Below are 21,572 nucleotides of genomic sequence, written 5' to 3'. Positions count from 1 at the left end.
CGGCTGATTAGCTGAGGAGAACCCGATGTCCCAATTTAATCTGGCGGAACTGAATGCCCTGCCAAAATCTGGCCAGGCCCTGGCGCTGGCGGAGATCAACGGCGAGCTGGAGGCCCTGACGGCCGAGCAGCGCGTGGCGTGGGCGCTGGAGCACCTGCCGGGCGAGTTCGTGCTGTCGTCCAGCTTTGGCATTCAGGCCGCAGTCTGCCTGCATCTGGTGACGCGCCAGCGCCCGGATATTCCGGTGATCCTGACCGACACCGGCTACCTGTTCCCGGAGACCTACCAGTTCATTGACACGCTCACCGAGCAGCTCAACTTGAACCTGAAGGTGTTCCGCGCCGAGCAGTCGCCAGCCTGGCAGGAGGCGCGCTACGGCAAGCTGTGGGAGCAGGGCGTGGAGGGGATCGAGCGCTACAACCAGATCAACAAGGTCGAGCCGATGAACCGGGCGATGGCCACGCTGAATGCTGGCACCTGGTTCGCGGGCCTGCGCCGCGAGCAGTCCGGCAGCCGCGCCCATCTGCCGGTGCTGGCCGTGCAGCGCGGCGTGTTCAAGGTACTGCCGATCATTGACTGGGACAACCGCCAGATCTACCAGTACCTGAAGCAGCACGGGCTGGGCTACCACCCGCTGTGGGATCAGGGCTACCTCTCCGTTGGCGATACCCACACCACCAAAAAGTGGGAACCGGGCATGAAAGAGGAAGAGACGCGCTTCTTCGGCCTGAAACGTGAGTGTGGCCTACACGAATAATTTTCATCTTCGAGGGCGCGACTTCCGCGCCCTCGCGCTTTCTGCGCCGGTTCCCCTCGCTTTTACGCTTCCCGTACTTTTCCCCGCTGTGAACCGCAATACCTTGGCCCTTACGGCCAGCAAAAGGCCATTTTGCCGCCGGCCTTTACTTTCGGTCATTAACTATCCTTATCTATTAACGCCAACCTCTCTTAAAGAGAAAAAGAAAGCCCCTAATTTAGTTGTTGAAATTAAACCGGTTTAATTGAGGCTTATTAATAAAACGACGGTAAGGCAGGATTTGTCGCGCAAAGAATGATCACTTAATCTTATCTGTGTCTATTTGTTAACAGGAAGATAACAACGTGATCAAACCCCTTCGCCCAGCGTCGCCGCTTACTGTGCCAGACCGCACGCTCCACTTCAGCCGCCAGCCGGCGCCTGAGGGCATTACCGTGCGCGGTGTCAGGAACCTCCAGGAGTTTTACAGCGGGATGCGCCTGCTGCACCAACAGTACCGGCGGCTGGGCATCATCACGCCGCAACCGGGTGAGATGATCTTCTCGCCCGCCCTGTTCCAGCACGGCAGTCGGCTGTTCATCGCCACCCGTGGCAATGCGGTGGTGGGCACCATCGCCTACTTGCGCCACGGGACGCTGGGCATCCCGGCGATGTCGCTGTATGGCGAGGAGATCCAGCCCTGGCTGGCGCGCGGCCCCGTCGGGGAGATTGGCGCGCTCTGCATTGAGCCATCGTGCCGCAATCAGGGCGTGCTGCGGCTGCTCTATGCCTACGCCATTCTCTACGCCTGCGTTGCCGAACGCACCGAAACGCTGTTTATCCAGGTAGACCGGCGCAAGGCGGCGTTCTACCAGAAGATGTTCTTCTTCCAGCCAGCCAGCGAGGGCAAACGCCACCCGGCCTACGGCAACCTGGAGTCGATGCTGATGCGCGGTGAGATCCGGCCATTGCTGCGGCAGTTGCGCCATAGCCTGCTGCCAGCGCAGCGGCTGAGTATCCGGCAGCTGTTGGGCCACCTGCATATCCTCCCGCTCTACCAGCAGTTGCGCTACCGGATGCAGCACAGCCGCCCCTTCCTGTGGCAGGCCGACAGCGTGCGCGACTACTGCCGCCAGTGCCACGTCAGCGGGCAGCGCATCAGCCCGGCACTGCGCCGTTTGCTATGGCAGGAGTGGGGCTGGGTGCCGGGGCCGTAGCCGGAAAAGGGGGGCAAAAGAGGGAAAAAGCATTTCTATATTCCAATAAGGAACTAATAATTCCATTTCGTCATTTCATAACGCCAAAGGGCACACCGTATAGTCATGTGATTATTCTGTTACATAGATAAAGGCTGTTGTGGACTATCTCCCCCTATTTGCTGACCTGAAACAGCGTCCGGTACTGGTCGTTGGCGGCGGCGAAGTTGCATCGCGCAAGATCGACCTCCTCCTGCGCGCCGGTGCGGAAGTACGGATAGTGGCGCACTCGCTCCATCCTGAACTCCAGACACGTCATGAACAACAGCAGGTTATCTGGCTGGCGACGGACTTTGTGCCCGAGCAGCTGGATGACGTCTTTTTTGTGATCGCCGCCACTGACGACACCGTGCTGAACGCCGAGGTGTTTGAACAGGCCGACCGCCGCCGGGTGCTGGCGAACGTGGTAGATGACCAGCCGAAGTGCTCCTTCATCTTTCCGTCGATTGTCGATCGCTCGCCCTTGGTGGTCGCCATCTCCTCCAGCGGCAAGGCACCAGTGCTGGCGCGTTTGCTGCGTGAGAAGCTGGAGGCGCTGCTGCCCACCAGCCTCGGCACGATGGCGGAGATCGCTGGCAACTGGCGCGGCCGCGTCAAGGATCGCCTGCGCTCGATGACCGAGCGTCGCCGCTTCTGGGAGAAGGCTTTCAGCGGGCGCTTTGCGGCGCTGGTGGAGAGCGGCCAACACGCGGAGGCGGAGCAGGCGCTGGACGACGCCCTGAGCCAGCACCAGCGTGAGGGCGGCCAGGTGACGCTGGTTGGTGCCGGGCCGGGCGACGCCGGGCTGCTGACGCTGCGCGGCCTACAGGTGATGCAACAGGCGGACGTGGTGCTCTATGACCACTTGGTCAGCGACGAAATTCTGGATCTGGTGCGCCGCGATGCCGACCGCATCTGCGTCGGCAAGCGCGCGGGCGCGCACTCGGTGGCGCAGGAGGAGACCAACCGCCTGCTGGTGGAGCTGGCGCTGAAGGGCAAGCGCGTGGTGCGGCTGAAGGGGGGCGATCCCTTTATCTTTGGCCGCGGCGGCGAGGAGTTGCAGGCCGCCAAGGCGGCGGGCATCCCGTTCCAGGTGGTGCCGGGCGTGACGGCGGCGGCAGGCGCGACCGCCTACGCTGGCATCCCGCTGACCCACCGCGACCATGCCCAGAGCGTGCTGTTTATCACCGGCCACTGCCGGCCGGATGGCGACGGCATCGACTGGGCAACGCTGGCGCGGGCGCGCCAGACGTTGGCCATCTACATGGGCACCGTCAAGGCCGCGGAGATCAGCGCACAGCTGATCGCCCACGGCCGGGCAGCCGACACGCCGGTGGCGGTGATTGGCCGTGGCACCCGCGCTGACCAGCAGGTGCTGACCGGCACGCTGGCGCAACTCGACACTCTGGCCCAACAGGCGCCGACCCCGGCGCTGCTGGTGATAGGCGAAGTGGTCTCGCTCCATTCGCAACTTGCCTGGTTTGGGCATCAACCGCAGGCTGACGGCTTCCAACGCCCGTCAGTCGTGAATTTGGCTTAAGCCGCTGCGCCGGGATACCCCCGGCAGCAGGGCCTGAAAGGATCTGTTATGGACGAAAAACGACTCACACATTTGCGGCAATTGGAGGCGGAGAGTATCCATATCATCCGTGAAGTTGCCGCTGAATTCAGTAACCCGGTGATGCTCTACTCCATCGGGAAAGACTCCTCGGTGATGCTGCACCTGGCGCGCAAAGCCTTCTACCCCGGCACCCTGCCGTTCCCGCTGCTGCACGTGGACACTGGCTGGAAGTTCCGCGAGATGTATGAGTTCCGCGATCGCACCGCCAAAAACTATGGCTGCGAACTGCTGGTGCACAAAAACCCGGAAGGGGTGGCGATGGGCATTAACCCGTTCGTGCACGGCAGCGCCAAGCATACCGACATCATGAAGACCGAAGGGCTGAAGCAGGCGCTGAACAAGTACGGCTTTGACGCCGCGTTCGGCGGCGCGCGCCGCGACGAGGAGAAGTCCCGCGCCAAAGAGCGTATCTACTCCTTCCGCGACCGCTTCCACCGCTGGGACCCGAAAAACCAGCGCCCGGAGCTGTGGCACAACTACAACGGCCAGATCAACAAGGGCGAGAGCATCCGCGTCTTCCCGCTGTCGAACTGGACAGAGCTGGACATCTGGCAATATATCTACCTGGAAAACATCGAGATCGTCCCGCTCTACCTGGCCGCGCCGCGTCCGGTGCTGGAGCGCGATGGTATGCTGCTGATGGTGGACGATGACCGTATTGAGCTGCAACCGGGCGAAGAGATCAAAGACCGGATGGTACGCTTTCGTACCCTCGGCTGCTGGCCGCTGACCGGCGCCGTGGAGTCCGAGGCGCAGTCCCTGCCGGAGATCATCGAAGAGATGCTGGTCTCCACCACCAGTGAGCGCCAGGGGCGCGCCATCGACCGCGATCAGGCGGGTTCGATGGAGTTGAAAAAGCGTCAGGGATATTTCTAAGGAGCCACCAGATGAACAATGCTATTGCACAACAGATCGCTGAACAGGGTGGCGTCGAAGGTTACCTGAAGAACCAGCAGCACAAGAGCCTGCTGCGTTTCCTGACCTGCGGCAGCGTCGATGACGGCAAATCCACGCTGATTGGCCGCCTGCTGCACGACACCCGCCAGATTTATGAGGATCAACTCTCCTCGCTGCACAGTGACAGCAAGCGCCACGGCACTCAGGGCGAGAAACTCGATCTGGCGCTGCTGGTGGATGGCCTGCAAGCCGAGCGCGAGCAGGGGATCACCATTGACGTGGCCTACCGCTACTTCTCCACCGAGAAGCGCAAATTTATCATCGCCGACACGCCGGGGCATGAGCAGTACACCCGCAACATGGCGACCGGTGCCTCCACCTGCGACCTGGCGATCCTGCTGATCGACGCGCGCAAAGGGGTACTGGACCAGACCCGCCGCCACAGCTTCATCGCCACCCTGCTGGGCATCCGTCACCTGGTGGTGGCGGTGAACAAGATGGATCTGGTGGAGTACAGCGAGCAGGTGTTTGAGCAGTTCAAAGATGACTACCTGACCTTCGCCCAGCAGCTGCCGAGCGATCTGGACATCAAATTCGTGCCGATGTCAGCGCTGGAGGGCGACAACGTTGCCACTGAGAGCCGCCACATGCCGTGGTACAGCGGCCCGACGCTGCTGGAGTTGCTGGAGAGCGTGAACGTGGTCAACGTTAGCGAACAGCAGCCGATGCGCTTCCCGGTGCAGTACGTCAACCGCCCGAACCTCGATTTCCGTGGCTATGCCGGTACTCTGGCCTCCGGCGTGGTGCGCGTCGGCCAGCGCGTGAAAGTGCTGCCGTCGGGCGTCGAGTCCACGGTGGCGCGCATCGTCACTTTCGATGGCGATCTTCAGGAAGCATGGGCCGGTGAGGCCGTGACGCTGGTGCTGAAAGATGAGATCGACATCAGCCGTGGCGACCTGCTGGTCGATGCGGGCGAGAGCCTGACGCCGGTGCACAACGCGCTGGTAGACGTGGTGTGGATGGCGGAGCAGCCGCTGGCACCGGGCCAGAGCTACGACATCAAGGTGGCGGGCAAGAAATCCCGCGCGCGCGTCGAGGGCATCCGCCATCAGGTGGAGATCAACTCGCTGGCGCAGCGTGAAGTCGATAGCCTGCCGTTGAACGGCATCGGGCTGGTGGAGCTGGCCTTTGATGAGCCGCTGATGCTTGACCGCTACCAGCAGAACGCGGTGACCGGCGGCATGATCCTGATCGACCGCCTGAGCAACGTGACCGTGGGCGCGGGCTTGGTACGCGAGGCGCTGGAGAGTGCCCCGGCCGCCGCCGGTAACTACAGTGCCTTTGAGCTGGAGCTGAACGCGCTGGTGCGCCGCCACTTCCCGCACTGGGGCGCGCGCGACCTGCTGGGTGGTAAATAAACGTGTCTGAACGCGACGAAAATATCGTCTGGCACCCGCACGCCATCGCGCGTGCGGAGCGTGAGGCGCTGCATGGCCATCAGGGCGTGGTGCTCTGGTTCACGGGCCTCTCCGGCTCCGGCAAATCCACCGTCGCCGGGGCGCTGGAGCAGGCGCTGCACGCCCACGGCGTCAGCACCTACTTGCTGGATGGCGACAACGTGCGCCACGGCCTGTGCAACGACCTCGGCTTCTCGGATGCCGACCGGCGCGAAAATATCCGTCGGGTGGGCGAGGTGGCGAAACTGATGGTGGACGCTGGGCTGGTGGTGCTGACCGCCTTCATCTCGCCGCACCGTGAGGAGCGCCGCATGGTGCGTGAGCTGCTGGGCGACCGCTTTATCGAGGTCTATGTCGATACGCCGCTCGAGCTGTGTGAGGCCCGCGATCCCAAGGGCTTATACAAGAAAGCGCGCGCTGGCGAGCTGAAAAACTTCACCGGCATCGACTCCGCCTATGAGGCACCGGAAGCACCTGATATCCATCTAAAAGGTGAACAATTAGTAACAAATTTGGTCGAACAAATGTTAGACGTCCTGCGTCGCCGCGTTATCATCGAACCCTGAGCCAGCTGCGGCAAAACGCCTGAGAGCGTGCCGCGGCACTGATAATACAGGGATCACCTTATGCAGAACGTCAGCCCCTACACCACTGACCGTCGCCGGGCGCAAGCGTCACCGCGACCGGCCCGCCAGGCCGCTGACCAGACCGAAGCCGAGGAGCCGTCATACTCCTTTCTGGGCGGTGCCACGGGCTTTATCTTCTACTGGCTGGCCTTCGCCATCCCCTTCCTGATCTACGGCGCTAACACGCTGTTCTTCCTGCTCTACACCTGGCCCTTTTTCCTCGCGTTGATGCCTATCTCCGTGGTAATTGGCATGGCAATCAGCGTGCTGCTGCGCGGACGGGTGCTGCTGACCGTGCTGCTGTGCGGCCTGGCGGTCACCTGCCTGTTCTGGATGCTCTTCTCCTTCCTCACCGGCTGGTAAGCCGCTCCTCCCACTACACCGCCTTTCCCGCACGCCTGCCGTTCGCTATTCTCCCCATCAATAGATCGCGCCGGTGGAGTCCGACGGAAAGTTATGGGATGATTGCCGAGGTTTTTCAGGGGGCGGGGATGGGCAAACTAACGCTGCTATTGCTGGTTTTACTTGGCTGGTTACAGTATTCACTGTGGCTGGGAAAAAATGGGATTCACGATTATGTCCGGGTCAATGATGACGTTGGGGTCCAGAAGGCCAACAACGCCAAACTGAAGGCGCGGAACGATCAGCTGTTTGCTGAGATCGATGATTTGAATGGCGGTCAGGAGGCGATCGAGGAGCGCGCGCGCAACGAACTCGGGATGATCAAGCCGGGAGAGACCTTCTACCGTCTGGTTCCTGACCAATCCAAACGCGGGACTGCCACGGCATCCACGCAAAATAACGCACAATAAAGACGATGAACAACGCAGGTTCCCTTCCAGAGATCATTGCCGTTGTGCCGGCTGCCGGGATCGGCAGCCGGATGCAGGCGGAGTGCCCTAAGCAGTACCTCACCATCGGCCACCAGACCCTGATCGAGCACGCGATTGCCGCACTGCTGCGCCATCCGCGCATTACGCGGGTGATCGTGGCGATTAGTCCGCAGGATTCGCACTTTCGGCATTTGCCGATTGCCGCCGATCGGCGGGTTGACGTAGTGTCGGGCGGAGCCGAGCGTGCCACGTCGGTGATGGCCGGGCTGGCGCACGCCGGCGACGCGGGCTGGGTGCTGGTGCATGACGCCGCGCGCCCCTGCCTGCACCCGGACGATCTCGACCGGCTGCTGGCGCTGACCGCCACCAGTCAGGTGGGGGGCATTCTGGCGGCCCCGGTGCGCGACACCATGAAGCGTGCCGAAGCGGGCGTGGCGGCGGTGGCGCACACCGTTGACCGCCAAAACCTGTGGCACGCGCTGACACCGCAGCTCTTTCCGCTGGCACTGCTGAAGGCGTGCCTTGAGCGGGCGCTGCGCGAGGGCGCGACCATCACGGACGAAGCCTCCGCGCTGGAGTACTGTGGCTACCACCCGGAGCTGGTGGCGGGCCGCGCGGACAACATCAAGGTGACACAGCCCGAGGATCTGGCGCTGGCTACCTTTTATCTATCCCAATTTTCACTACAGGAGAGCGCATGATGCGTATCGGTCACGGTTTTGATGTCCATAAGTTCGGCGGCGAAGGCCCGCTGGTGATCGGCGGCGTGCGAATTCCCTACCCGCAGGGGCTGCTGGCGCACTCTGACGGCGATGTGGCGCTGCACGCCGCCACCGACGCCCTGCTGGGCGCGGCGGCGCTGGGGGACATCGGTAAGCTGTTCCCGGACACCGATCCCGCCTTCAAGGGCGCGGACAGCCGCGCGCTGCTGCGTGAGGCCTACCGCCGCATCCTGGCGAAGGGCTACCGCCTCGGCAACCTGGATATCACCATCATTGCGCAGGCGCCGAAAATGGCCCCGCACATTCCGCAAATGCGCGTGAACCTGGCAGAAGATTTGCAGTGCCATATGGATGACGTCAACGTGAAGGCGACCACCACCGAGCAGCTGGGCTTTACCGGCCGTGGCGAGGGCATCGCCTGTGAGGCCGTGGCGCTGCTGGTGAAGGCGTAACTGATGGACATGACAACGCTGACCTGGCTGCATGGTGAACCGCGCTCTGGCGGTATCCTGAAGGCCAACCCGGAAGATTTTCAGGTGCGCGAGGATCTGGGCTTCGAGCCGGACGGGGAGGGGGAGCACCTGCTGGTGCGCATCCGCAAGACCGGCTGTAATACCCAGTTCGTCGCGGACGCGCTGGCGCGCTTTGCCGGTATCCCGGCGCGCGCCGTCAGTTATGCTGGCCTGAAGGATCGCCACGCGGTGACCGAGCAGTGGTTCTGCCTGCACCTGCCGGGCAAAGAGACGCCAGATCTGGCGGCGTTCCAGCTTGAGGGGTGCGAGGTGGTCGCCAGCGCCCGCCAGCGCCGCAAGCTGCGCATCGGCACCCTGAAGGGCAATGACTTTACGCTGGTGCTGCGCCACATCACCGATCGCGAGGATGTCGAGCAGCGCCTGCAACGCATCGCCACCGCTGGCGTGCCGAACTACTTCGGCGTGCAGCGTTTTGGGCATGGCGGCAACAATCTGGTGCAGGCCGGGCGCTGGGCGCGTGATGAGATTCGCGTCAAAGAGCGCAGCAAGCGCAGTTTCTACCTCTCCGCCAGCCGTAGCGCGATGTTCAACCTGATCGCCAGCCAACGTCTGGCGCAGGGACTGCAACGCACCGTGCTGGAGGGCGATGCCCTGCAACTGAGCGGCCGCGGCAGTTGGTTTGTCGCCAAGCCGGAGGAGCTGGAGGCGCTGCAGGCGCGTCTGGACGCCGGTGAGTTGCAGGTGACCGCCCCGTTGCCGGGCGATGGCGAGCTGGGCACGCAGGCGGCGGCGCAGGCGCTGGAGCAGGCGTGCCTGCAAGACCAGGAGACGCTCTGGGGCTTGCTGCGACGCGAACGGGTGGAGCCGGCGCGCCGGGCAGTGCTGCTGATGCCACAGCAGATGCAGTGGAACTGGTGGGATGATGTCACCCTTGAACTGAATTTCTGGCTGCCAGCGGGCAGCTTCGCCACCAGCGTGGTCCGTGAGATTCTGCGACAGGACAGCAACGATGCGGATATTACTGAGTAATGATGATGGCGTGAGCGCGCCGGGCATTCAGGCGCTTTCGGCGGCACTGCGTGAGTTCGCCGAGGTGCAAGTGGTGGCCCCGGATCGCAACCGCAGCGGCGCGTCCAACGCGCTGACGCTGGATGCGCCACTGCGCACCCTGACCCTGCCCAACGGCGATGTCGCGGTGCAGCAGGGGACGCCGACCGACTGCGTCTACCTTGGCGTCAATCAACTGATGCGGCCACGGCCAGATATTGTGGTGTCGGGCATCAATGCCGGGCCGAATCTGGGGGATGATGTCATCTACTCCGGCACGGTGGCGGCAGCGATGGAGGGGCGTCACCTTGGCTACCCGGCGCTGGCGGTGTCGCTGGATGGCCACCAGCACTATGACACCGCGGCGGCAGTGACCTGCATGATTTTGCGGGCATTGAGCCGCGAACCGCTGCGAACCGGCAAGATCCTCAACATCAACGTGCCGGATCTGCCGCTGGCGGAGATCAAGGGCATCAAGGTTACGCGCTGCGGCAGCCGTCACCCGGCGGAGCAGGTGTTCCACCAGCGCGACCCGCGCGGCCAGGATCTCTGGTGGATTGGCCCGCCGGGCGAGAAGTTTGACTACGCGCCCGGCACCGATTTTGCCGCCGTGGAAGAGGGATATGTATCGGTCACCCCGCTTCAGGTCGATTTGACGGCCTACGCGGCTCAGGATGTGGTGGAGAGGTGGTTAACCCAAGCCGAGGTCAACGCGGAATGGTAAACAGTCGTATGCGAACCCTGCTGGATCAACTGCGCCAGCAGGGTATCCAGGATGAGCGGATATTGCAGGCGATGGAGGCGGTGCCACGCGAGCGCTTTGTGGATGAGGCGCTCGAGCACAAAGCCTACGAGAACACCGCGCTGCCCATCGGCTCCGGGCAGACCATCTCGCAGCCCTATGTGGTGGCGCGGATGACCGAACTGCTGCGGTTGACGCCCACCTCACGCGTGCTGGAGATCGGCACCGGATCGGGCTACCAGACCGCCATTTTGGCGCAGTTGGTCGATCATGTCTGCTCGGTGGAGCGCATCAAGGGGTTGCAGTGGCAGGCGAAACGCCGGCTAAAGCAGCTCGACCTGCACAACGTCTCCACCCGCCACGGCGACGGCTGGCTCGGCTGGCCCTCACGCGGGCCGTTTGACGCCATCATCGTCACCGCTGCGCCGCCGGAGATCCCTACCGCGCTGATGGAGCAGCTGGATCAGGGCGGCATTTTGGTACTGCCGGTGGGTGACCAGTCGCAGTTGCTGCAACGAATCCAACGCAAAAACAGTGAGTTTCTCATCGAAACCATTGAGCCAGTGCGCTTCGTGCCGCTGGTGAAAGGGGAGCTGGCCTGATTGCCCGGGGCGATCGCTGCCGGCTTTTCCCCGCCTTCTTGCCACCAATCAAAAATTCCATACATCTCTCCTATGGCGCTGTACCAGCGATTGTTGATAGCATCCGTGCAGCGTTTTTCTCTCCCGCTGGCCGTCATGGCAGCTGCGGGGAGGCCTTGGGGTCGCGCAGCGGGGCCGCGTGGCCCAGTTGCCGCCGATTGATAAGGTTTTTTGGATAGTTCACTGATTTTGCTGTCATGGGGGAAGCATGAGCACGGGAAGCCCGATTATTACATTGCGCCGCATCGCGGCGTGTACAGTGGTGAGTTTATGGCTGGCGGGCTGCTCCAATAACGCCACCAACACTGCGCCGATCTCGAGCGTCGGCGGTGGGGGCGGTAGCCAGGGCGGGATGATGCAAGGCTCTGCCCCGCAAGGAAATATGCAGGGCGCGCCGCAGGGGCGGATCGTCTATAACCGCAGTTACAACACCATCCCCAAGGGCAGTTATACCGGCAGCACCTACACCGTCAAACGGGGCGATACCCTGTTCTATATCGCCTGGATTACCGGCAATGACTTCCGCGATCTGGCCGCCCGCAACAATATTCCGGCCCCCTATAGCCTAAATGTTGGGCAATCAATTCAGATCAATAATGTCTCCTCTGGAGCCAGTACTGGCGGGGCTTTGGTGGCCACTGACGCCACCCGTGGCGGGGTACCGAAACCCCCATCCAGCACGCAGATACAAAGCGCAACGGTTGATTCTCGTCCAACTAGCGCGTATTCTGATAATTCTGGTAAACAGAATGTAGGCCATATGTTGCCTTCATCAGGGGCTGTAGTGGCTACGACAGCGCCTGTTACCGCACCGAGCACCACCGTCAGCAGTACAGCGAATACCGGCGCGCCGGTAAGCAGCTGGAGATGGCCTACTGACGGTAAAATTATCGATAGCTTCTCAGCGTCTGAGGGAGGCAATAAGGGGATCGATATCGCCGGTTCGCGTGGTCAGTCCATCGTCGCGACCGCCAGTGGGCGGGTTGTGTATGCAGGGAATGCGCTGCGCGGTTACGGTAATCTGATCATCATTAAACACAATGATGATTACCTGAGCGCCTATGCACATAACGACACAATGCTGGTTCGGGAACAACAAGAAGTGCAGGCGGGTCAGAAGATAGCGACCATGGGTAGCACCGGAACCAGTTCGACAAGATTGCATTTTGAAATTCGTTACAAGGGGAAATCCGTAAACCCGCTGCGTTATCTTCCGCAGCGATAAATTGGGCAGAATCCCTGTATTCTGCCTCGGGATCACGGGTAGGAGCAGCTTATGAGCCAAAGTACGCTGAAAGTTAACGAGTTACATGATGACGCGGATTTCGACGAGAACGGCGGTGAAGCCTTTGACGAGAAAGCGCTCGTTGAAGAGCCTGTTGATAACGAGGCTTCTGAGGAAGAACTGTTATCACAAGCTGTGAGCCAACGAGTGCTGGATGCTACTCAACTGTATCTCGGTGAAATTGGTTATTCGCCTCTTCTGACCGCAGAGGAAGAGGTCTATTTTGCGCGGCGAGCACTGCGCGGTGACGTGCCGTCCCGCCGTCGTATGATTGAAAGTAACTTGCGCTTGGTAGTAAAAATCGCCCGTCGTTACAGTAACCGTGGTCTGGCACTGTTGGATCTGATTGAAGAGGGTAACCTCGGTTTGATCCGTGCCGTTGAGAAATTTGACCCGGAGCGCGGCTTCCGATTTTCTACCTATGCGACCTGGTGGATTCGCCAGACGATTGAACGGGCTATCATGAACCAAACCCGTACCATCCGTCTGCCGATCCACATCGTGAAAGAACTGAACGTGTATCTGCGTACCGCACGTGAGCTTTCTCACAAGCTGGATCATGAACCGAGCGCGGAAGAGATTGCCGAGCAACTCGACAAGCCGGTGGATGATGTCAGTCGCATGTTGCGCCTGAATGAGCGCATCACCTCAGTGGATACCCCGCTGGGTGGCGATTCTGAGAAAGCGCTGCTGGATATTCTGGCAGACGAGAAGGACAATGGTCCGGAAGACACCACGCAAGACGATGACATGAAACAGAGCATCGTGAAATGGCTGTTCGAACTGAACGCCAAACAGCGTGAAGTGTTGGCGCGTCGTTTTGGCCTGCTGGGCTACGAAGCTGCCACACTGGAAGATGTTGGCCGGGAAATTGGTCTGACCCGTGAGCGTGTCCGTCAGATTCAAGTTGAAGGTCTGCGCCGCCTGCGTGAAATTTTGCAGGGTCAGGGGCTGAGCATTGAGGCACTGTTCCGCGAGTAAGCGGCGCATCCTAATTGCTCTGGAAAAGCCGTGAATCATTAACCTGCTCAGGATGTTAATGATTCATTGAAAAAGAAAGCAAAACGGTGGGCCTTGCCCACCGTTTTTTTTTCGCCTGTACGTTGGTGACCACAGACGATCGTTCACCCAACGCCTCTTCCAAACGATCCGTGGGGATCGGGCGGATCGCGATCGCCGCCCGCCAGGATCGATCCTTGCTACACCATATTTTTCAGCCGGTAGATCCACTCCAGCGCCTGCTTGGGCGACAGGGAGTCAGGATCCAAAGCCTCCAGCGCCTCCACGGCCGGTGAGGTCTCCTCACTCAGTAGCGTCAGCTGCGCGCTATCCACGTGGCTGCCCGCCGCATGGTTGGAGAGGCTCTCCAGCTCCCTCAGCTTCTGCCGCGCGCGTTTAATGACATCACGCGGGACACCCGCCAGCGAGGCGACGGCCAGACCATAACTTTTGCTGGCCGCACCCTCCTGCACATTGTGCATGAAGGCGATGGTGTCGCCGTGCTCCACCGCGTCCAGATGGATGTTGACCACCCCCTCCATCTTCTCGGGTAGGGTGGTCAGCTCGAAGTAGTGGGTGGCAAATAGCGTCATCGCCTTGATGCGGCTCGCCAGGTTCTCGGCGCAGGCCCAGGCCAGCGACAGGCCATCGTAGGTGGAGGTGCCACGGCCAATCTCATCCATCAGCACCAGACTGTTCTCGGTGGCGTTATGCAGGATGTTGGCGGTCTCCGTCATCTCCACCATGAAGGTGGAGCGGCCGGAGGCCAGATCATCCGCCGCGCCGACGCGGGTAAAGATGCGGTCAACCGGCCCAATGACCGCGCCATCCGCCGGCACAAAGCTGCCAATGTGCGCCAGCAACACAATCAGCGCCGCCTGACGCATGTAGGTGCTCTTGCCGCCCATGTTCGGGCCGGTGATGATCAGCAGGCGGCGCGCCGGGGAGAGGGCCAGCGGGTTGGAGATGAAGGGATCTTTCAGTACCTGCTCCACCACCGGGTGGCGGCCCCCGCTGATTTTGATGCCGGGCTGGTCGCTCAGGGTCGGGCAGTGGTAGTTCAGCGCTTCGGCGCGCTCCGCCAAATTGCACAGCACGTCCAGCTCTGCCAGCGCGGCCGCGCTCTGCTGCAACGCGGGCAGGTGCGGCAGCAGCAGGTCGAACAGCTCCTCGTAGAGCGCCTTCTCAAGTGACAGTGCCTTGCCTTTGGAGGTGAGCACCTTGTCCTCATACTCCTTCAGCTCTGGGATAATGTAGCGCTCGGCATTTTTCAGCGTCTGGCGGCGCACATAGTGCATCGGCACCAGATGGCTCTGGCCACGGCTGACCTGAATGAAGTAGCCATGCACGCCGTTGAAGCCGACCTTCAGCGTATCGAGGCCCAGCTTCTCACGCTCACGGATCTCCAGCTGGTCGAGGTAGTCCGTCGCGCCGTCTGCCAGCGCGCGCCACTCATCCAGCTCCGCATGGTAGCCGGGCGCGATCACGCCGCCGTCACGCACCAGCACTGGCGGTGACTCAATGATCGCCCGCTCCAGCAGTGCCACCAGTTCGGTGAACTCCCCGGCGCTCTCTTGCAGCGCTGGCAGGTGTCCGGCCGTCAGCGGGGCCATCACTTCGCGAATCTCCGGCAACTGCTGCAAGGCAAAGCGCATCCGCGCCAGATCGCGCGGGCGGGCGCTGCGCAGCGCCAGACGGGCCAGAATGCGCTCCAGATCGCCCACCTGACGCAGCAGGGGTTGCAGATCTTCCGCCGCCTCCTGCAACGCCGCAATCGCCTGCTGGCGCTGGGTCAGCAGGGTACGGTTGCGGCTTGGCATGTGCAGCCAGCGCTTGAGCATCCGGCTGCCCATTGGCGTGACGCAGCGATCCAGAATGGCCGCCAGCGTGTTGTCGGTGCCGCCGGCCAGGTTCTGCGTCAGCTCCAGATTGCGGCGCGTGGCGGCATCCATGATGATGCCATCCTGCTGGCGCTCCATCGTCAGCCCACGGATGTGGGGCAGGGAGGTGCGCTGGGTATCTTTCACGTACTGGAGCAGGCAGCCAGCCGCCCGCAGCGCCTGCGTGGCCTGCTCAACGCCAAAGCCGGTCAGGTCACGGGTGCCAAATTGCAGGTTGAGCTGCTGGCGCGCCGTCTCCAGTTCGAACTCCCAGATCGGGCGACGGCGCAGGCCGTGGCGCTGCTCAATCAGCGCCATCTCCGGGAACTCCTCCGGGTAGAGCAACTCGGCCGGGTTGGAGCGCTGTAGCTCTGCCGCCATCGTCTCGCTGTCGGCAGGCTCCACCACCTGGAAGCGCCCGGAGCTGATATCGAGCGTGGCGTAGCCATAGCCGCGCCCATCGCGCCAGATGGCGGCCAGCAGGTTGTCCTGCCGCTCTTTGAGCAGTGCCTCGTCACTGACGGTGCCGGGGGTGACGATCCGCACCACCTTGCGCTCCACCGGCCCCTTGGTGGTGGCCGGGTCGCCGATCTGCTCGCAAATCGCCACTGACTCACCCAACTGCACCAGCTTCGCCAGATAGTTCTCCACCGCGTGGTGCGGCACACCGGCCATCGGGATCGGCTCGCCCGCCGACTGCCCGCGCTTGGTCAGGGAGATATCCAGCAGCTGCGAGGCGCGCCGGGCATCGTCAAAGAAGAGCTCGTAGAAGTCACCCATGCGGTAGAACAGCAGGATGTCGGGATGGTCGGCCTTCAGGCGCAGGTACTGCTGCATCATCGGGGTGTGGTCTACGTAAGCGTTATGTTCCATAGTCTTCACTGCAAATTAGGTTGGGTCTGCGCCGCAGGGACAACGACGGACTGACGAAAAGAGGGGAACCGGCAAGGGTGCCCTTGCTCAAAGTGACGTGATGTTAACAGGTGGCCCGAGGGTTGAAAACGCATCCGCATCAATCCGACGGGGTTTTCATTTGCTCCTTCGGTACGTCTCGCAAAAAAGCGCACTATCGCTCATGCTTCCCTTGAGAAGTGCTAACATTGGACCCACTTACCCTCTTCAACGACAGGATACGTCATGAGCGAAAAAACCTTGCATGCGCTAAGCGTGCGGCTGGGAGAGCGCCTGCAACAACAGGAGGCATGGGTCACCTGTGCAGAGTCTTGCACCGGTGGGCTGGTGGCGAAATCCATTACTGATATTGCCGGCAGCTCAGCATGGTTTGACCGCGGCTTTGTGACCTATAGCAACACCGCCAAGCATGAGATGCTGGGGGTGGCGGAAGAGACACTCAGCAGTTATGGCGCAGTCAGCGAGGCGGTGGTGCGTGAAATGGCCTTCGGCGCGTTGAAGGCGGCTGGCGCGGATTATGCCGTCGCCATCAGCGGCATTGCTGGCCCCGGCGGCGGCAGTGAGGCCAAACCGGTCGGCACCGTATGGTTCGGGCTGGCGGCGGAAGAGGGGCAGATCCTGGCCTTTGAGCAGCACTTTTCCGGTGACCGCGAGGCGGTCAGAATGCAAGCCGCTGTTTTCGCTTTGCAATCCCTACTTGATGAATTTCTGGAAAAATAAGCTTGTGGTACTGTATGCGTATACAGTATAATTCATCTCGTTTTCCGGCACACCAAATTACAATCAGTGACAGTCCCGGGGTGATGACCTTGCACTGTCCGAGAGGAGTTAACATGGCTATTGATGAGAATAAGCAAAAGGCGTTAGCTGCAGCACTGGGTCAAATTGAGAAGCAATTTGGCAAAGGCTCCATCATGCGCCTCGGTGAAGATCGCTCTATGGACGTGGAAACGATCTCTACCGGTTCTCTGTCGCTTGATATTGCATTGGGTGCGGGTGGTTTACCGATGGGTCGTATCGTTGAGATCTACGGGCCTGAATCCTCGGGTAAAACCACGCTGACCCTGCAGGTGATCGCTGCCGCGCAGCGTGAAGGCAAAACCTGTGCCTTCATCGACGCCGAGCACGCCCTGGACCCGATCTATGCCAAAAAGCTGGGCGTAGACATCGACAACCTGCTCTGCTCCCAGCCGGACACCGGTGAGCAGGCGCTGGAGATCTGTGACGCCCTGACCCGCTCTGGTGCGGTTGACGTCATCATCGTTGACTCCGTGGCGGCCCTGACGCCGAAAGCGGAGATCGAAGGTGAGATCGGTGACTCCCACATGGGTCTGGCGGCCCGTATGATGAGCCAGGCGATGCGTAAGCTGGCCGGTAACCTGAAGCAGGCCAATACCCTGCTGATCTTCATCAACCAGATCCGTATGAAGATCGGTGTGATGTTTGGTAACCCAGAGACCACCACCGGCGGTAACGCGCTGAAGTTCTACGCCTCCGTGCGTCTTGATATCCGCCGCATCGGCGCCATCAAAGAGGGCGACGTCGTGGTCGGGAGCGAAACCCGCGTGAAAGTGGTCAAGAACAAAGTGGCTGCACCGTTCAAGCAGGCTGAGTTCCAGATCATGTATGGCGAAGGGATCAACATCAACGGCGAGCTGATTGACCTGGGCGTGAAACACAAACTGGTGGAGAAAGCCGGTGCCTGGTACAGCTACAACGGTGACAAGATCGGTCAGGGCAAGGCCAACGCCTGCAACTACCTGAAAGAGAACCCGGCCATCGCCGCCGAGCTGGACAAGAAGCTGCGTGAGCTGCTGCTGACCACCAACGGTGAGACCGCCAACGCGTCCGCCTCTGAAGCCTTCGATGACGACGGCGCAGAGATGAGCGAAGAGTTTTAATCGATAATCCGCGTTGAACCAGCCAGGGTGCGAAAGCACTCTGGCTGTTTTTTTATCTGCTGATCGGATGGTCGCCGCCATCCCACCGAGGAGATGCCGATGAGCAATCAATCCCCCCCACCTGCCCGCAGCGAAAAAGAGCAGCTCAATACCCTGCTGGCGCGCGCCATGCGTCTGCTGGCCCAGCGTGACCACAGCGAGTCAGAGCTGCGCCGCAAGCTGGAGACGCCGCCGGTGTTCAAGCCGCGCCAACCCTCGTTCTCCCGCGCCTCACGTCGCCCCTCTGATGATGAGGATGCCAAGCCCCAGCCGCTGCCCGCGCCGGTGCCAGTGGAGGAGATTGATCCACAGTTGGTCGAGCAGATCATCGACTACTGCCTGACGCATCAATACCTGGATGACCAGCGTTTTACCCGCAGCTATATCAATAGCCGCAGCCGCAGGGGGTATGGGCCGCAACGCATCCGTTCCGAACTGGTGCAGAAGAAAGTGGCAAAAGAGACCATCAATGTCGGCTTTGAGGAGAGTGAGGTGGACTGGTGCCAGCAGGCGCGCGAACTGGCGCAGCGCAAGTTTGGCGACCGCCTGCCGACGGAGTGGAAGGAGAAAGCGAAGGTTCAGCGCTTTTTGCAGTATCGCGGCTTCTTCCAGGAGGAGATCCAGTCGATTTATCGCGATTTTGAGGATTGAGCGCATACTGGATTTTACTTCCCAGTGAAGAAATTTTATCTTATTCCCACTTTTTGTTCGTAAGCTGTTTGCCCGCGTCAGGATGTAGGGCAGGGAGCTTACGGGCCGTTCTTCTAGCCTGATTCCGGGACATTTATGAGCAAGAGCACCGCTGAGATCCGTCAAGCGTTTCTCGATTTCTTCCAGAGCAAAGGACACCAAGTTGTATCAAGCAGCTCGCTGGTGCCCAACAACGACCCGACGCTGCTGTTTACCAACGCCGGGATGAACCAATTCAAGGACGTTTTCCTTGGCCTGGACAAGCGCGCCTATTCGCGCGCCACGACCTCACAGCGCTGCGTGCGTGCGGGCGGTAAGCATAATGACCTCGAAAATGTGGGTTACACCGCGCGTCACCACACCTTCTTTGAGATGCTGGGCAACTTCAGCTTCGGCGACTACTTCAAGCATGACGCCATCCAGTACGCCTGGGAGCTGCTGACCGGCGAAAACTGGTTCGCCCTGCCGAAAGAGCGCCTGTGGGTCACCGTCTATGAAACCGATGACGAAGCCTATGACATCTGGCTGAAAGAGATTGGCGTGCCGCAAGAGCGCATCATCCGCATCGGCGACAACAAGGGCAAGCCTTACGCCTCTGACAACTTCTGGCAGATGGGCGACACCGGCCCATGCGGCCCGTGCACCGAGATCTTCTTTGATCACGGCGATCACATCGCTGGCGGCCCGCCGGGCAGCCCGGATGAGGATGGCGACCGCTATATCGAGATCTGGAACGTGGTCTTCATGCAGTTTAACCGCCAGGCCGATGGCACCATGGAACCGCTGCCGAAACCCTCCGTGGATACCGGCATGGGCCTGGAGCGTATTGCCGCGGTATTGCAGCATGTGAACTCCAACTATGAGATCGACCTGTTCAAAACCCTGATCAAGGCAGTGGCGGACGTCACTGGCGCCACCGATCTGGATAACAAATCCCTGCGCGTAATCGCGGACCACATCCGCTCCTGTGCCTTCCTAATCTCTGATGGCGTCATTCCGTCGAATGAAAACCGTGGCTATGTGCTGCGCCGCATCATTCGCCGCGCCATCCGCCACGGCAACATGCTAGGCGCGAAAGAGACCTTCTTCTATAAGCTGGTGGCCCCGCTGATTGCGGTAATGGGCCCGGCGGCAGAAGAGCTGCAACGCCAGCAGGCGCTGGTGGAGCAGGTGCTGAAGACCGAAGAGGAGCAGTTCGCCCGTACCCTGGAGCGCGGTCTGGCGCTGCTGGATGACGTGCTGGCTAACCTGCAAGGCGATACGCTGGATGGCGAAACCGCCTTCCGCCTGTATGACACCTACGGCTTCCCACTGGATCTGACAGCGGACGTGTGCCGTGAGCGCAACCTGAAGGTTGACGAAGAGGGCTTCAATCAGGCGATGGAGCAGCAACGTCGCCGTGCCCGTGAGTCCAGCGGCTTTGGCGCGGACTACAACAGCCTGATCCGCGTGGATGGCAGCACCCAGTTCCTGGGTTATGACCAGCTGGATCTGCAAGCGAAAGTCGTGGCCCTCTACCGTGACGGCCAGCCGGTGGACACCATCAACGCTGGCGACAACGCGGTCATCGTTCTGGATGAGACGCCCTTCTACGCCGAGTCCGGCGGCCAGGTGGGCGACAAGGGCCAGCTGCGTACTGCCGCCGCTGAGTTCGATGTCATCGACACCCAGAAGTATGGCCAGGCTATCGGCCATCAGGGCGTGCTGAGCCAGGGTACCCTGAGCATCAATGATGCCGTGGAAGCCCGTGTGGACGTGGCGCGCCGCAACCGCATCCGTCTGAACCACTCGGCAACCCACCTGCTGCACGCGACACTGCGTCAGGTGCTGGGTGAGCACGTCGGCCAGAAAGGCTCGCTGGTTAACGATAAGTACCTGCGTTTCGACTTCTCTCACTTCGAAGCGATGAAGCCGGAAGAGATTCGCGCGGTAGAGGATATCGTCAACGCCCAGATCCGCCGCAACCTGCCGGTGGAAACCCAGATCATGGCGCTGGAAGAGGCGAAAGCGAAAGGCGCAATGGCGCTGTTCGGCGAGAAGTATGAAGACCATGTGCGTGTACTGAGCATGGGCGACTTCTCTACCGAGCTGTGCGGCGGCACCCACGCCAGCCGCACCGGCGACATCGGCCTGTTCCGCATCCAGAGCGAGTCTGGCACCGCTGCGGGCATCCGCCGTATCGAAGCAGTGACCGGGGAGGGGGCTATCGCCACCCTGCACCAGGAGACCGATCTGCTGCACAGCATCTCCTATCTGGTGAAGGGCGATGCCAACACCGTCTCTGACAAAGTGCGTGCGCTGATTGAGCGTTCGCGCCAGCTGGAGAAAGAGCTGCAACAGCTGAAAGACCAGCAGGCGGCGCAGGAGAGCGCCTCGCTCTCTTCCAACGCCAAAACGGTGAAGGGCACGCAGTTGTTGGTAAGCAAGCTGGACAACGTCGAGCCGAAGATGCTGCGCACCATGGTGGACGATCTGAAAAACCAGCTCGGTTCCGCGGTGATTGTGCTGGCAACGGCGGCAGAGGGCAAAGTCAGCCTGATCGCTGGCGTGACCAAAGACCTGACTGACCGCGTGAAAGCAGGCGAGCTGATTGGCTTTATCGCCCAGCAGGTGGGCGGTAAGGGCGGTGGCCGCCCGGATATGGCACAGGCGGGCGGCAATGACGTCAATGCCCTGCCAGCAGCGCTGGAGAGTGTCACCGCCTGGGTAGAAGACAAATTATAATTTTGTCATAATTCAGGTTCATTGATACGCCATAACGCGTTGCGCGTTATGGCGTTTTTATTTTCACCAGGGATAGGGTACTTGGGCTGCCGCCACAAACCTGCCGAATTCG

General features: G+C 61.1%; 20 protein-coding genes. 19 read left to right on the top strand and 1 reads right to left on the bottom strand.

Annotated features, from left to right (window positions below; genetic code table 11):
* The first annotated feature begins 25 nt into the window (after positions 1 to 25).
* From C1N62_RS13965 to rpoS, 15 genes are all read left to right on the top strand, one after another.
* The gene (locus C1N62_RS13965; RefSeq protein ID WP_137764197.1) at positions 26 to 757 is read left to right on the top strand and encodes a phosphoadenylyl-sulfate reductase; all 732 of its coding nucleotides are present in this window, start codon (positions 26 to 28) and stop codon (positions 755 to 757) included.
* 344 nt (positions 758 to 1,101) lie between these two features.
* A complete protein-coding gene (locus C1N62_RS13960) occupies positions 1,102 to 1,953 on the top strand; it encodes a GNAT family N-acetyltransferase (protein ID WP_137764196.1) in 852 nt (283 codons plus the stop codon).
* 139 nt (positions 1,954 to 2,092) lie between these two features.
* Positions 2,093 to 3,511, top strand: coding sequence for a siroheme synthase CysG (cysG, locus tag C1N62_RS13955; protein ID WP_137764195.1), 1,419 nt, complete (start codon positions 2,093 to 2,095; stop codon positions 3,509 to 3,511).
* Positions 3,512 to 3,559: 48 nt separating this feature from the next.
* Complete coding sequence (gene cysD / locus C1N62_RS13950; protein ID WP_137764194.1) at positions 3,560 to 4,468, top strand: sulfate adenylyltransferase subunit CysD; 909 nt, start codon at positions 3,560 to 3,562, stop codon at positions 4,466 to 4,468.
* Between the two features lie 11 nt (positions 4,469 to 4,479).
* Positions 4,480 to 5,907, top strand: a complete 1,428-nt coding sequence (gene cysN / locus C1N62_RS13945; RefSeq protein ID WP_137764193.1) for a sulfate adenylyltransferase subunit CysN — start codon at positions 4,480 to 4,482, stop codon at positions 5,905 to 5,907.
* A gap of 2 nt (positions 5,908 to 5,909) precedes the next feature.
* Positions 5,910 to 6,512 (top strand): adenylyl-sulfate kinase, encoded by a 603-nt coding sequence (cysC, locus tag C1N62_RS13940; RefSeq protein WP_240775704.1) that lies wholly within the window; start codon positions 5,910 to 5,912, stop codon positions 6,510 to 6,512.
* 60 nt (positions 6,513 to 6,572) lie between these two features.
* Positions 6,573 to 6,935, top strand: a complete 363-nt coding sequence (locus C1N62_RS13935) for a DUF3561 family protein (protein WP_137764191.1) — start codon at positions 6,573 to 6,575, stop codon at positions 6,933 to 6,935.
* Between the two features lie 128 nt (positions 6,936 to 7,063).
* Positions 7,064 to 7,384, top strand: coding sequence for a cell division protein FtsB (gene ftsB, locus C1N62_RS13930; protein WP_137765019.1), 321 nt, complete (start codon positions 7,064 to 7,066; stop codon positions 7,382 to 7,384).
* Between the two features lie 5 nt (positions 7,385 to 7,389).
* A complete protein-coding gene (ispD, locus tag C1N62_RS13925) occupies positions 7,390 to 8,106 on the top strand; it encodes a 2-C-methyl-D-erythritol 4-phosphate cytidylyltransferase (protein ID WP_137764190.1) in 717 nt (238 codons plus the stop codon).
* Entirely contained in the window at positions 8,106 to 8,579 is a 474-nt protein-coding gene (gene ispF / locus C1N62_RS13920) for a 2-C-methyl-D-erythritol 2,4-cyclodiphosphate synthase (protein ID WP_137765018.1), read from the top strand. Before ispD ends, ispF begins: the two co-directional genes overlap by 1 nt.
* Before the next feature lie 3 nt (positions 8,580 to 8,582).
* Positions 8,583 to 9,629, top strand: a complete 1,047-nt coding sequence (gene truD / locus C1N62_RS13915; RefSeq protein ID WP_137764189.1) for a tRNA pseudouridine(13) synthase TruD — start codon at positions 8,583 to 8,585, stop codon at positions 9,627 to 9,629.
* Complete coding sequence (surE, locus tag C1N62_RS13910; protein WP_137764188.1) at positions 9,610 to 10,371, top strand: 5'/3'-nucleotidase SurE; 762 nt, start codon at positions 9,610 to 9,612, stop codon at positions 10,369 to 10,371. The genes truD and surE overlap by 20 nt, the downstream gene beginning before the upstream one ends.
* Positions 10,365 to 10,991, top strand: coding sequence for a protein-L-isoaspartate(D-aspartate) O-methyltransferase (locus C1N62_RS13905; protein ID WP_137764187.1), 627 nt, complete (start codon positions 10,365 to 10,367; stop codon positions 10,989 to 10,991). Before surE ends, C1N62_RS13905 begins: the two co-directional genes overlap by 7 nt.
* Positions 10,992 to 11,256: 265 nt before the next feature.
* Complete coding sequence (nlpD, locus tag C1N62_RS13900; RefSeq protein WP_168195898.1) at positions 11,257 to 12,255, top strand: murein hydrolase activator NlpD; 999 nt, start codon at positions 11,257 to 11,259, stop codon at positions 12,253 to 12,255.
* A 51-nt stretch (positions 12,256 to 12,306) separates the two neighbouring features.
* The gene (gene rpoS / locus C1N62_RS13895) at positions 12,307 to 13,296 is read left to right on the top strand and encodes an RNA polymerase sigma factor RpoS (protein ID WP_137764185.1); all 990 of its coding nucleotides are present in this window, start codon (positions 12,307 to 12,309) and stop codon (positions 13,294 to 13,296) included.
* A 218-nt stretch (positions 13,297 to 13,514) separates the two neighbouring features.
* Here the strand turns inward: rpoS and mutS are convergent, their stop codons facing one another.
* A complete protein-coding gene (gene mutS / locus C1N62_RS13890; RefSeq protein WP_137764184.1) occupies positions 13,515 to 16,067 on the bottom strand; it encodes a DNA mismatch repair protein MutS in 2,553 nt (850 codons plus the stop codon).
* 264 nt (positions 16,068 to 16,331) lie between these two features.
* Here mutS and pncC point away from each other — a divergent pair, with 264 nt between their 5' ends.
* The 4 genes from pncC (at position 16,332) to alaS (ending at position 21,460) form a co-directional block, all read left to right on the top strand.
* The gene (pncC, locus tag C1N62_RS13885; RefSeq protein WP_137764183.1) at positions 16,332 to 16,826 is read left to right on the top strand and encodes a nicotinamide-nucleotide amidase; all 495 of its coding nucleotides are present in this window, start codon (positions 16,332 to 16,334) and stop codon (positions 16,824 to 16,826) included.
* Between the two features lie 113 nt (positions 16,827 to 16,939).
* Positions 16,940 to 18,007: a recombinase RecA gene (recA, locus tag C1N62_RS13880; protein WP_137764182.1), complete on the top strand. Its 1,068-nt coding sequence runs from the start codon at positions 16,940 to 16,942 to the stop codon at positions 18,005 to 18,007.
* A 99-nt stretch (positions 18,008 to 18,106) separates the two neighbouring features.
* A complete protein-coding gene (gene recX, locus C1N62_RS13875; protein ID WP_137764181.1) occupies positions 18,107 to 18,697 on the top strand; it encodes a recombination regulator RecX in 591 nt (196 codons plus the stop codon).
* Positions 18,698 to 18,832: 135 nt separating this feature from the next.
* Positions 18,833 to 21,460 (top strand): alanine--tRNA ligase, encoded by a 2,628-nt coding sequence (gene alaS / locus C1N62_RS13870; protein ID WP_137764180.1) that lies wholly within the window; start codon positions 18,833 to 18,835, stop codon positions 21,458 to 21,460.
* The last annotated feature ends 112 nt before the right edge of the window (positions 21,461 to 21,572 follow it).

Origin of the sequence: Nissabacter sp. SGAir0207, assembly GCF_005491205.1 — a bacterium.
Taxonomy (GTDB): Bacteria; Pseudomonadota; Gammaproteobacteria; order Enterobacterales; family Enterobacteriaceae; genus Chimaeribacter.
The sequence above is the reverse complement of the archived record's forward strand: the minus strand, read 5'-3'. Positions and strand labels throughout refer to the sequence as shown.

Bases quoted from the DNA above. Each gene is read 5' to 3' on its own strand.
- pncC (WP_137764183.1), top strand. From the start codon at position 16,332: ATGAGCGAAAAAACCTTGCATGCGCTAAGCGTGCGGCTGGGAGAGCGC.
- alaS (WP_137764180.1), top strand. From the start codon at position 18,833: ATGAGCAAGAGCACCGCTGAGATCCGTCAAGCGTTTCTCGATTTCTTC.
- C1N62_RS13905 (WP_137764187.1), top strand. From the start codon at position 10,365: ATGGTAAACAGTCGTATGCGAACCCTGCTGGATCAACTGCGCCAGCAG.
- mutS (WP_137764184.1), bottom strand. From the start codon at position 16,067: ATGGAACATAACGCTTACGTAGACCACACCCCGATGATGCAGCAGTAC.
- ispD (WP_137764190.1), top strand. From the start codon at position 7,390: ATGAACAACGCAGGTTCCCTTCCAGAGATCATTGCCGTTGTGCCGGCT.
- recA (WP_137764182.1), top strand. From the start codon at position 16,940: ATGGCTATTGATGAGAATAAGCAAAAGGCGTTAGCTGCAGCACTGGGT.
- rpoS (WP_137764185.1), top strand. From the start codon at position 12,307: ATGAGCCAAAGTACGCTGAAAGTTAACGAGTTACATGATGACGCGGAT.
- surE (WP_137764188.1), top strand. From the start codon at position 9,610: ATGCGGATATTACTGAGTAATGATGATGGCGTGAGCGCGCCGGGCATT.
- C1N62_RS13965 (WP_137764197.1), top strand. From the start codon at position 26: ATGTCCCAATTTAATCTGGCGGAACTGAATGCCCTGCCAAAATCTGGC.
- cysD (WP_137764194.1), top strand. From the start codon at position 3,560: ATGGACGAAAAACGACTCACACATTTGCGGCAATTGGAGGCGGAGAGT.
- recX (WP_137764181.1), top strand. From the start codon at position 18,107: ATGAGCAATCAATCCCCCCCACCTGCCCGCAGCGAAAAAGAGCAGCTC.
- truD (WP_137764189.1), top strand. From the start codon at position 8,583: ATGGACATGACAACGCTGACCTGGCTGCATGGTGAACCGCGCTCTGGC.
- ftsB (WP_137765019.1), top strand. From the start codon at position 7,064: ATGGGCAAACTAACGCTGCTATTGCTGGTTTTACTTGGCTGGTTACAG.
- ispF (WP_137765018.1), top strand. From the start codon at position 8,106: ATGCGTATCGGTCACGGTTTTGATGTCCATAAGTTCGGCGGCGAAGGC.
- C1N62_RS13935 (WP_137764191.1), top strand. From the start codon at position 6,573: ATGCAGAACGTCAGCCCCTACACCACTGACCGTCGCCGGGCGCAAGCG.
- cysN (WP_137764193.1), top strand. From the start codon at position 4,480: ATGAACAATGCTATTGCACAACAGATCGCTGAACAGGGTGGCGTCGAA.